Source organism: Deltaproteobacteria bacterium (assembly GCA_030654105.1).
Classification (GTDB): domain Bacteria; phylum Desulfobacterota; class SM23-61; order SM23-61; family SM23-61; genus JAHJQK01.
In genome coordinates this window covers 1-9,583 of sequence record JAURYC010000223.1, presented here as the reverse complement: position 1 = coordinate 9,583, position 9,583 = coordinate 1, and the positions used below count along the sequence as shown (strand labels likewise).

Annotated in this window: 11 protein-coding genes; 10 read left to right on the top strand and 1 reads right to left on the bottom strand. The window is 46.8% G+C overall.

All coding sequences use genetic code 11. The annotated features are described in order from the left end of the window. Positions 1-165: 165 nt before the first annotated feature. Complete coding sequence (locus Q7V48_09265; GenBank protein MDO9210921.1) at positions 166-525, top strand: DUF3368 domain-containing protein; 360 nt, start codon at positions 166-168, stop codon at positions 523-525. Positions 526-607: 82 nt separating this feature from the next. Here Q7V48_09265 and Q7V48_09260 read toward each other — a convergent pair whose 3' ends face one another. Beyond that, entirely contained in the window at positions 608-1,930 is a 1,323-nt protein-coding gene (locus Q7V48_09260) for an ATP-binding protein (GenBank protein MDO9210920.1), read from the bottom strand. Between the two features lie 735 nt (positions 1,931-2,665). Here Q7V48_09260 and Q7V48_09255 point away from each other — a divergent pair. The 9 genes from Q7V48_09255 to Q7V48_09215 all read left to right on the top strand — a co-directional run. Further along, the gene (locus Q7V48_09255) at positions 2,666-3,502 is read left to right on the top strand and encodes a transcriptional regulator (GenBank protein MDO9210919.1); all 837 of its coding nucleotides are present in this window, start codon (positions 2,666-2,668) and stop codon (positions 3,500-3,502) included. Further along, positions 3,502-4,353 (top strand): nucleotidyl transferase AbiEii/AbiGii toxin family protein, encoded by an 852-nt coding sequence (locus Q7V48_09250; GenBank protein ID MDO9210918.1) that lies wholly within the window; start codon positions 3,502-3,504, stop codon positions 4,351-4,353. The genes Q7V48_09255 and Q7V48_09250 overlap by 1 nt, the downstream gene beginning before the upstream one ends. A gap of 413 nt (positions 4,354-4,766) precedes the next feature. After that, the gene (locus tag Q7V48_09245) at positions 4,767-5,327 is read left to right on the top strand and encodes a sugar transferase (GenBank protein ID MDO9210917.1); all 561 of its coding nucleotides are present in this window, start codon (positions 4,767-4,769) and stop codon (positions 5,325-5,327) included. Between the two features lie 124 nt (positions 5,328-5,451). Continuing rightward, positions 5,452-5,703: a hypothetical protein gene (locus Q7V48_09240; protein MDO9210916.1), complete on the top strand. Its 252-nt coding sequence runs from the start codon at positions 5,452-5,454 to the stop codon at positions 5,701-5,703. Beyond that, positions 5,690-6,028, top strand: coding sequence for a type II toxin-antitoxin system PemK/MazF family toxin (locus tag Q7V48_09235; GenBank protein MDO9210915.1), 339 nt, complete (start codon positions 5,690-5,692; stop codon positions 6,026-6,028). Before Q7V48_09240 ends, Q7V48_09235 begins: the two co-directional genes overlap by 14 nt. Positions 6,029-6,263: 235 nt before the next feature. Then, a complete protein-coding gene (locus Q7V48_09230) occupies positions 6,264-6,578 on the top strand; it encodes a hypothetical protein (GenBank protein ID MDO9210914.1) in 315 nt (104 codons plus the stop codon). Next, a complete protein-coding gene (locus Q7V48_09225; GenBank protein ID MDO9210913.1) occupies positions 6,575-7,966 on the top strand; it encodes an IS66 family transposase in 1,392 nt (463 codons plus the stop codon). Before Q7V48_09230 ends, Q7V48_09225 begins: the two co-directional genes overlap by 4 nt. Positions 7,967-8,399: 433 nt before the next feature. Then, positions 8,400-8,825 carry an IS200/IS605 family transposase gene (tnpA, locus tag Q7V48_09220; GenBank protein MDO9210912.1) on the top strand — a complete coding sequence of 142 codons (426 nt, stop codon included), beginning with the start codon at positions 8,400-8,402 and terminating at the stop codon, positions 8,823-8,825. 41 nt (positions 8,826-8,866) lie between these two features. Further along, a partial coding sequence (locus Q7V48_09215) for a hypothetical protein (GenBank protein MDO9210911.1) occupies positions 8,867-9,583 on the top strand: 717 nt, incomplete at its 3' end.

Here is a 9,583-nt window from a genome sequence, read left to right as displayed (position 1 = left end):
TCTGGAACCATGGCCTGACACCTCCCCATGTTTTTCTAAAACATGTAGCATAGTCAGGCATTGATGTCAACCATATAATTCATTATGTATCGTTGTAGAGCTAAGATTGCCCAAGAAGTGTTGATTCCCCCTATGGTTCACCGGGAATTGCTGGGGAAGATCGGTATGGAGTCAGAACAGATCGACAAGGCGCTCAGAGGATTCCTATGCGTAACTAACCTCCATCCATTGGACCCGGCGACAGAAATAGCGATCTCCGGCCTGGACGAAGGAGAAAAACAAGCGGTCGGTCTCGCTTCGAACATGAAAGGGAATGTTTTGCTTTTAATGGATGACCATGCGGGAAGGGAAGTGGCTAAAAAGCTGAACATTCCTACCACCGGATTAATTGGCCTTTTATTATTGGCAAAAGGGAAAGCACTTATTGGTTGCATAGGACCTCTTATAGATAAATTACGCCATCAAGGATATTGGCTTTCTGATGACGTGGTAGATATTAGCAAACGCCTCGCCGGCGAAAAATAACTGACCAGATGGCTCATGGCCCATTCCCTATCGCCCAGAGCCTGTTATTCATTGCCTATCGCCTGTATTTTTATCGCCTTTTTTAATTTCTAAAGATTCCATATAACCACCGGGACAACTCGCAAGGCGTGATGAAGCTGACCTCCCGATCGGCAACATTTACTTTCTGCTCCAGGGACGAATTCAGCAGGGCGAATTTTTCCGGCTGGTAGACATCCAGGAAGCTTCTAACGGATCGGGACAGCTTCGATTGTTTTAATAATGTATATTTGACCTCCAGCCCATAGCTTTTCCCGGCATGCTCGATTATGAAATCAACTTCCGCCCCGGCTTTGCTGCGCCAAAATTTTATCACCGCCGGCAAAGGGGCTGATTTATATATTTCGGTAAATACCCAATTCTCCAGAAGCTGCCCTCTATCCGTTCGCAGGTCCAGAGCGGGGGAAAAATTATTGAGTAATTGATTCCGGATGCCGTTATCAAGGAAAAAGACTTTCGGGGCACCGATAATTTCGCGCCGCTTCCCGCCGGCAAAGGGAGGTACAATCTTAACAACGTGGCTTTCTTCCAGAATCTCGACGTAGGAACGAATCGTTCCCACGTCAACCTGGCAGATGGAGGCCAATTCGGAAAAATTCACCATTTGGCCGATCTGGCCAGCCAGAAGGGTCAGCAATTTTCGAAAAGCGTCTACCCGTTTGATGCGGAAGAGATCCGATACATCTTTGAGGATGAGCGCTTCCACCAAATCATTGAGGAGCATATTTTTTTCGTCAGGATTTTTGGCGAGATAAACTGCCGGGTAGCTTCCGTAAATCAATTGATGAGCGACGATCTGGTCGCCTGTGTGGCGAGCGGCCACAGGATTGGCGGGGTGGGCATGGCCCATCAGCTCACTCATGCTGAAGGGCAGGAGCCTCTGCCGGGTGGCCCTTCCGGCCAAAGATTCTCTGGTTTTGCTCATGAGATGAAAAGCCGATGAGCCGGTGATGAAGATTGGGAGATTCAAGCGGGCATCGATTAGCCCTTTGACAAACAAACCCGCTTCCTCAAGGTGCTGGATTTCATCGATAAAGATGGCTTTTATAAAAGAATAGTGCTGTCTCAGGAGGTCGATAAAATCAGCGGCTGGCTGACATTCCAGCTTTAAAAGGGGATCTTCCATGTTTAGAAAGAGGATGTCAGGGATATACCGGTGAAGAAGACGCCAAACCAGCGTCGATTTCCCGGCCTGGCGAGGCCCCACTATTAGGAGAGCCCGGTTCCGTTGCAGGGGTGTCTTTTCAACTTCCCGAGTAATGTATAGATCCGGAAGGAATCGATCAATGAATTCCTCCGCTTTATCCGGCTGAATCAACCACGGATTAAATTGCTTGAGTCTGTTCTGAATTTCAAGGGATAGCATTTTCCCACCTTGAAATCAAAATTATCATGGCTAATATTGATTGTCAATCAAAATTAGACTGATTAAACAGGATTTCGCTGATTTTTTCATAAGTAAAATGCCTATTCCGGTGATTCCGGCCAGCTATTCCGGCGCAAAGCAGTCACCCAACACCCGCATGGGAAAACAGCTCTCTTCCGAAGCAACTTATGGGAGATCCAACTGCTGATGGTCTCGTAAAAAGTCCTTTTTGCCCCATTTTCGTCATTCCCGCGAAAGCGGGAATCCAATTAATTCAAGTAGTTCTGTCCGCCTGAGGCGGACTGCTTTCGCAGGAGTGACGGTTTTTTTGACTTTTTACGAGATCATCAGTTTTGTTAATAAAAATATCCCAGACAATGTTATCGCAGCCGGCGTCCCCGCCAAGGTTATAAAGAAAATCACCCCACAAAGTGAATAACAGTTCTCATCCACGGCTCTCGCCTCCTAACTGAATTATTCAGTCCAGATTATTGTCAAGCAAATCATCTGTATACTCAAAAAATTTGCCTTTCTGATTAACTAAGAAAGCCTTGCAAGCTTAATTACGTCCTTTCTTAAAGCAAAGAAAGAAAGCTTCCGGGCATTGAAGACCAGACCAGCTGACTGAATTTTTCAGTCAGCTTATGTCTCCTCCTCCAACCTCTAGCTACCCTCATCCAAAATTCTTGACTATGTTATATTATTGTCGTAAAATGTGTCCTTAGAAGAAACATTATGAGTCGACAATATAATAAAACAACGAAGACCTTGGGACCCCAGGCAGCCCATCTGGTCACGACGCTCTATGACAAGAACAGAGTGATCTTTCGTCTGAAGGACATTCAGAAGATCCTCGCGCTAAACAATGCAAACGCCAGAAACTTCGTCAGGAAGCTTGTCGGTAGAGGTATTGTGACCAGGCTCAAACCCGGGCTGTTTATTCTGGTGCCTTTTGAGCTGGGCAAAGAAAGGGAGTATGCGGGGAATCCCCTCGTCTTGGCCCGTGAACTGTTTAACGGTAAAAATTACTACTTGTCCCACGGTACGGCGATGGAAATCCACGGGATGGTCACCCAGCCCCAATTCGTGATACAAGTTGCGACCCCGAAGAAGATTCGCTCCATCCATATCATGGGCACGGAATTCCGATTTATTCCCTGTAAAAGCGAGTGGTTCTTTGGTCTGATCCACCATTGGGTCACCAAGCAGGAAATGGTTACGGTGAGCGACCTCGAACGGACCGTTATCGACGGCCTCAGGCAGCCGGAGCATTGTGGAGGTGTCAGCGAAGTGGCCAAGGGCATTTGGATGCGCCGTGAGGCACTTCATGTTGGTAGACTGATTGAATATGCGCTTAAGATTGATGTGGGCGCTGTCATCCGACGATTGGGGTATATCATGGAACTCTATGAAATCGGATCGCAGACGGATAGAAAGATCCTTTTGGATCACCTTACCGATACATATGTGAGACTGGATCCGGTACTGCCGGCGGAGGGGAAATTTTTCAGGAGGTGGAGACTGCAGTTGAATGTACCCCCCGATGAGCTCCTGTCTGTCGGGAGGACCTGATGATCGCCCAGCGGAACCTGTCCCTGTTGTCGAACCGTCTTGCCCGAAAGGGCGGTCGTCGAATTCCGGAAGCGGTCCTTGAACGGGACTACTGCCTGTCCTGGTTTCTGGTGGGCTTATCTGGAACGATCCTTCGAGACATCCTGGCCTTCAAGGGGGGAACGGCCATCAAGAAATGCTACGTCCCCGACTATCGTTTCTCGGAAGACCTCGATTTCACCCTTCGCAATGAAGTTTCGTTTGAGCATATCCAGGAGCAATTTGACCAGGCTTTTAAGTATGCGCAGCAGGCCTCGGGGATCAAACTCAACATCAGCCGCATTGACCGGCACCCACACGAAAATAGCCATTCTTTTTTCATAGGATACGAGGGTCCCCTGCCTGGCGCCACGGGCAAGGAGGTCAAGGTGGACATCACGATTCGGGAGCGGCTTGTCTTCCCCATTGAAGGGAGACCGATCCTGAAAACTTACGCAGAATATGCGGATTTGCCGGCTGAGGCTATCATTGGTGTTTACACCCTCCATGAGATCGCTGCGGAAAAGATTGTCGCCATTTTTGACCCTGCCCGAAATGAACCCCGCGACCTTTATGACCTCTGGTTCCTCGTATCCCATGATTTCTTAAAACTGGGAGAATTAATAGACGCGGTCGGGCAGAAGATGCACTCGCGTGGAAAGGATTTGGCGAACACTCACGAAATCTTCATCAGAAAAGAAGCCCGTTTCAAAAAGCTCTGGAAATCGCGGCTTTCCTCCCAAATGGCGGAACTTCCCGAATTTGACCAGGTACACCGCCGCGTGGTGCGGGAGTTTCGACAGGCCGGATTTCAGGGCGATATCCACAAGTGATCACTTGCATGTCCTTCAAACTTAGGACCCGTTTGGAAATAACATGTACAAATTGTCATTCCCGCTTTCGCGGGAATGACGAAAATGGGGCAAAAAGGACTTTTTACGAAGCCATCAATACATCGTGAAATAAAGTTGTCTGAAAAGTTGTCTGAAAAGTTGCCTGAACTCCAAAAAATTGTAATAAACAATATGTTGAAAATTCCAGAATAACATATGCACAATTAGCTGGTATCACAGGCAAGTCAAGAGAGGCTATCAGAAAAAACATCAACAAATTGAAGGAGGCCGGACTCATAAAAAGGATCGGCCCAGATAAAGGCGGTTACTGGCAGGTATTTACTGATTATCTGAAATCGGATGACGAATAGCTCCGGCAGATGGTACTGGGGTAATCTGTGGATGAGAGTGTTATGAAACGTATTTTTGATCTGGCTATGGCCGGTTTTTTATTTTGTTTCTTGAGTGTACCGATTTTTGTTGTCGGATTGATAGTAAAGCTGACTTCCAGGGGGCCTGCCTTGTACTGGTCGGATCGGGTGGGGGTGGGCAACGAGATTTTCAAGATGCCGAAATTCAGGACGATGCGGATAGATACACCTGCGTTTGCGACCCACTTATTGAAAGAGCCCGATGCGTATCTGACACCGATAGGTCCCTTTTTGAGAAAATCAAGCCTGGATGAATTGCCCCAATTGTGGAGTGTTTTGAAGGGGGATATGAGTTTTGTGGGTCCCCGGCCCGCCTTGTTCAATCAAGATGACCTGATTGCTTTGCGGACGGAAAAAGGTGTTCATCGATTAATTCCGGGAATCACGGGATGGGCGCAGATCAATGGCCGAGACGATATTCCGATTCCCGTAAAAGTCTTTTTCGATGAATATTACTTAAACCACCGCTCTTTTGCCTTTGACCTTTATATTATCCTTTTGACTGTGCTAAAGGTTATTAGAAAGGAAGGCGTCCAGCATTAAAAAATCGTATGGCAGTATATTTGTGCAGTATATTTGTGCCTTGACACATTTACTGAAATAGTGTATATTTACCCCGTTAGAGAATAAAGTTCTCTAACGGGGTTTACATTAGGAGGTGATAAATATGGCAAAAGCAGAGATGACACGAGAAAGATTAAGTATTGATGTACTTCCTGAAGAACATAAACGAATAAAGGCCTACGCGGCTCTTCATGGAGAAACAATCCGGGAATATGTCGTTGAAAGTGTGCGGGAGCGTTTACGCCATGAAGCTGAAGAGAGAGGATTATCAGCTTTAACTATGAATCTAAATCAAGATCCTGTCTTAAAGGAATTATGGGATAACGAAAAGGATGCCGCATATGATAAAATATAAACGGGGAGATATAGTTCTCGTTGATTTTGGCTTTTCCGAAGGAACCGGATCTAAGAAAAGACCTGCCCTAATAATAAGTAGTGATAATTATCACAAGGGCCGACAAGAGGTAATCGTTGTGGCTATCACAGGGAATATAAAAAGGGTGCTATTCGGTGATACCAAGATAGATAAATGGAAAGAGGTAGGACTTATCTACCCGTCTTTGGTTACAGGAATTATACGAACAATAAAAGATAGCATGATAATTCACAAGTTAGGAACTCTACTGCAGCAAGACTTCCAAAAGGTACAAAAGAATCTTGGGAAGGCAATGGGATTCTAAAATGTGAATCACAAGTACGGGGGTCAGGTTTACACATTTGACAATTTCAAGCTCTTTTTTATTTGCTCAACCGTAACCCTTCAGTGACGGGGGGGAATTTGGCGGACATGGTGGAATTCAGTTTAGCGTATAGGGCTTGATTCTCATAGGTAGCTCCTTTTCAGCCTGGGGGAAAAAAGTTTAACCCCAGGCTTTTTTTCTTGACATATCTGTAGTGTATTAGTACAATATAGATATGAACAAATTACAACTCCAAACCAAACGCCAGAACCTCCTCCGCCAACTGCAAAACCTCGACCCCTGGATCGAAGGATCTCTCGTTTCCACGAGCCGAAAGTGCGGCAAAAAAAACTGTGCCTGCCACCACAATGGCCCCAAACATCCCGTCCTCTTCGTCACCGGGAAAGAAGCGGGCAAAACCGTCTGCCTCTACATCCCCCGCCAGCTCGAAGCGGAGGTGAAACAATGGGTCCAAAACTATAAGAAGCTTAAAGCTCTCATCCGACAGATCTCCGAAGTACAAAAAGAGATCATCCGCCTGAGGGAATGATGGCTACCTATCCCTGCTCCGAATGCCTCAAAAAACAGCAGAAGATCGATTCCCTCATGGAGGAGAATCAACGCCTCAAGCAGAAACTTAAATACCAACAGCGGAAGGAGAAAGAGGGGGTTTTCGGCTCCTCGACCCCCTCTTCCAAGCTCCCCGTAAAGGCCAATACGACCAACTCGGAGACCGGCAAACCCAAAGGCGCACAGTTAGGGCACAAAGGAGCAGGTCGGAAAATGTTCCAAGAGTCTGAAGCCGAACGGGTAGTGTCCGTGGAGGCTCAGGTCGGCTCAACGTGCCCCGATTGCGGGAGGCCGCTGGAAGAAAAAGGGATGCAGGAGCGACTGGTGATCGAAAGTCAGCCTCTGAAGGCCAAGCGGGTACTCTTTCGGCTTCCCAAGAAGTACTGTCCTCATTGCCAAAAGGTGTTTCAGGCTCACGCCCCGGAGGTTCTTCCCAAAAGCCTTTATGGCAATCAGTTGATCACGACGGCAGCGGTCATGCACTACCTGCACGGCATCCCGATGGGGCGGGTCTGTGAACAGACTGAGATTGGCCCCGGCAGCCTGGTGGAGATTTTTCATCGCCTGGCAAAACTCTTCGAGAAGGTTCCCGCTCAGTTGATCGAGCAGTATCGCCAAGCTCCGGTCAAGCATGCCGACGAGACCGGGTGGCGAACGGAGGGGCAAAATGGCTATACTTGGCTCTTTGCCACCGAAAAGCTGAGTATCTTTCAATTTCGCAAATCAAGATCGGCGGAGGTGGCCCGGGCGGTATTCGGAGGAAAGCCCCTTCCGGGGGTTCTGGTGGTCGATCGCTATGCGGGATACAACAAGGCACCGTGTGCCATTCAATACTGCTATGCGCACCTTTTGCGGGAGGTCGAAAACCTGGGAAAGGAGTTCCCCGATTCCGGGGAGGTGCAGGGATTTGTTCATACCCTCATCCCCCTTCTGTCATTGGCGATGGGGCTGCGCAGCCAACCACTCTCCCGGGCGAAGTTTAAGGCCAAAGCCACCGAGGTCAAGTCCCAGATTGTTGCTGCTGTGGAAAGCCCGGCCCAACATCTAGGAATCCGACGCATCCAGGATATCTTCCGCGAGAACCACGCGCGCATGTACCACTGGGCCAATGACCGCAGGATCCCTGCGGACAATAACCTTGCGGAAAGGGATCTCCGGCCTACCGTCATTGCCCGCAAGGTCAGCTTTGGCTCCCAATCGGACGCGGGCGCCCATACCCGGGGGGTACTGATGACGGTCTTGGGTTCTCTCAAGAAACGAGGGGTAGAGGTCGCCACTCACCTAAAACACATCCTGGACGAACTGGCTAAAAACATCCACCAAGACCCCTTCTCCCTCCTATTCCCAATAGATCCTCCCATTCCTTAGCCTACCAACCTCACCTAATGCTCGATGAAAACCGCCCATTGCTGGGGAGGGAACCCTTTTCCCTCCGCACGCCATACCCACCCGTCACTGAAGGGTTACGCTCAACCTTCTTGTTCAGCTTGCTATCCTCATCCAATGTCATCTGAAAGTGACGGCTACCCTGAGATACTGCCGATTCACCTATTCCGAAAAAGTTGAATATGACGAGTATTATTTGAATCACAGGTCATTTTTTTTGACTTGAAAATACTGTTTTTGACGTTTCTGAAGGTCGCTCGCGCGGAAAACGTCAGCCGCTGATTCCGGGATTTTTTGAAAACAGAATTTATAAAAATACCCTCTTGAATACCCGCCAGCTTGCTGGCGGGATGAAAAGAGGTTCGCCGAAGGCGAAGGGTTTTCTTTGAAAAATGGTTGTGCTATACGATTAGGTATGAGCACAATTCGAAGGACTCATCATGCTATATATGATCTGAAGTATCATTTGGTTTGGGTACCTAAGTATCGAAAGAAAATATTTACTAAGGAAATAATATCCTTTAGTAAGGGGGTTTTTAAGGAGATTGCTGAGCAATATGAATTTGAAATAGATACCATGGAGGTTATGGAAGATCATGTGCATCTCTTACTTTCGGCTCCTCCGCGGTATTCGCCAGCCCAGATTGTGCAGATTTTGAAAAGTATTTCCGCAAGGGAAGTTTTCGAGAGATATCCTTCTTTGCGAAAGGTCCTTTGGAAACACGAGCTTTGGAACGACGGCTATTTTGTTCGAAGCGTAGGCGATAAAGTTACGGCTGAGGTAATTCGGCGATATATCAAATATCAGCATAACGAAGAGCAATTACGTTTTCAATTTTGAGTTTTTGATGCCCCCCAGCTTGCTGGGGGGTAATTCACTATTTGGTCTATGCAACTAAGAATTTAACAGGTTTTAAAATAATGAAGGATGTGATGTTTAGTGAAGAGAGCAGGAGATATTTTGAACCATATTTGTTTGCAGACGTTGACTTTAAGGTTTTTCAAAAGAATGTTTTCAATAAATATAAAGGTACAAACTCAATCGAGTATAGTGAAGTTTTAGCCTTTGTTTTACAAGAGACGAATTACCTTTCGAAAGACTTGGACAAAACCCTCAAAAATATTGGAGTGGAAAAAGTAGATAATCCACTTCAGAAAAATAATCCTTTTTTGAGTTTTCCTATAGATGATGTAGATTCTTTACTCATAAAGGAGAAATCTCCCAATGGGTACAGGGCCTCCTTAGCAGAAGCGACGAAACTTTCTAAGAAACCGAAGATAAATTTTAAGAAATATAATTGTATCGACGGGATAGAGAGAATTTTAGTTAGCCTAATTAATGATGGCTCAATCATCACAAGGTTCGATAAGACACCCCTACCTAAAAACTCTTCGGATGTGGTCTGTCCGCATTTCCTTGAGCTTAAGTGGGCTTACGGGTGTCCCTTTGATTGCAGTTGGTGTTATTTGAAGGGAACATTTAGATTCAGACCTAACGGTAAAGAACCCGTTATTAAAGACTATGGGAAAATTGAATTACATACGAAAGCTTTTTTGGAAGAGGTTAAAACACCTGAAATATTAAATACGGGTGAGATC